This is a genomic window from Streptomyces sp. NPDC029296 (assembly GCF_055569255.1).
Map to the genome: position 1 here is coordinate 1 of NZ_JBVHXT010000116.1, position 1,436 is coordinate 1,436.

At 74.4% G+C, this 1,436-nt stretch carries 1 protein-coding gene; it reads left to right on the forward strand.

All coding sequences use genetic code 11. From position 1 onward, the window contains the following. Window positions 1–1,436 (forward strand): polyketide synthase dehydratase domain-containing protein (locus ACZ4W9_RS40290; protein WP_467944220.1); only part of this gene is annotated, 1,436 nt, incomplete at both ends.

Below are 1,436 nucleotides of genomic sequence, written 5' to 3' on the forward strand. Positions count from 1 at the left end.
GTCTCCACCCTCACCGGCACCCACGCCGACAACGACATCCTCACCCCCGACTACTGGATCCGCCACACCCGCCAGGCCGTCCGCTTCGCCGACGCGATGCAGACCCTCAGCCAGGCCGGCACCTCCATCTATCTCGAACTCGGCCCCGACGCCGCCCTCACCCCCATGACCACCCAGACTCTGGAAGACGGTGTCGCCCTCGTCACGCCCGCCCTACGACGCAACCAGAACGAGACCTACACCGCCGCCCTGGCCCTCGCCGGCCTCCACACCCACGGCGTCACCGTGGACCGTACGGCGCTGCTGGCCGGCGAACAGCCCGCCTGCGCCGTGCAGTTGCCGACGTACGCCTTTCAGCGGGAGCGCTACTGGCTGGAGCCCGTGGCGCCCGCCGGGGACGCCGGGTCGATGGGCCTGGTGGCGGCGGGACATCCGCTGCTCGGCGCGGTGTCGGTGCTCCCGGAGTCCGGCGGGGTGCTGGCCACCGGCCGGCTGTCGCTCGCCACGCACCCGTGGCTGGCCGACCACACCATCGCGGACACCGTGCTGCTGCCGGGCACCGCGCTGGTGGAGATGGCGGTGCGCACCGGCGACGAGGCGGGCAGTCCGCGCCTGGAGGAGCTGATCGTCCAGGCACCGCTGGTGGTGCCCGCCAAGGGCGGAGTGCACGTCCAGGTGGTGGTGTCCGGCGAGGACGGCTCGGGCCGTCGTACGCTCGGGATCTACTCACGCTCCGACGAGGCGACCGGCGACACGCCGTGGACCCGGCACGCCGCCGGTACGCTCACGGCGGCACCGGGTACGGCGGCCGTACCTCTGACCGCCTGGCCGCCCGCCGGTGCCGAGCCGGCGGCCGTGGACGGGTTCTACGAGCGGCTCGCGGACGGCGGGTTCGCGTTCGGCCCGCTGTTCCGCGCGCTGCGGAAGGTGTGGCGGCGCGGTGAGGAGGTCTTCGCCGAGGTCGCCCTGGACGAAGCGGACCGGGCTCAGGCCGCGGGGTTCGGACTGCACCCCGGGCTGCTGGACTCGGCCCTGCACGCGGCGGCGTTCGCGCCGTCCCGGGCCGGTGACGACCGCACCCGGCTGCCGTTCGCCTGGAACGGGGTCGCGCTGCACGCCACGGGCGCCACCACCCTGCGGGTGCGGATCGCACCGGCCGGCGCGGACGGCTTCTCGGTGACCGCGGCCGACCCGGCGGGCGCCCCGGTCGCGAGCGTGGAGTCCCTGGTGTACCGCGAGGTCTCCGCCGAGCAGCTGAGTGAGGGAACGGCGGTGCGGGACGCGCTGTTCCGGGTGGACTGGGTGCCGTTGCCGCTCGGCTCGCCTGCTGTGGGGGCCACTTGGCGTGAGCTGGATGCCACGGCCGAGCCGGACGGCGGCGTGCCCGAGCAGGTACGCACGCTCACCGGCCGAGTCCTCACCGCCGTACAGGAATT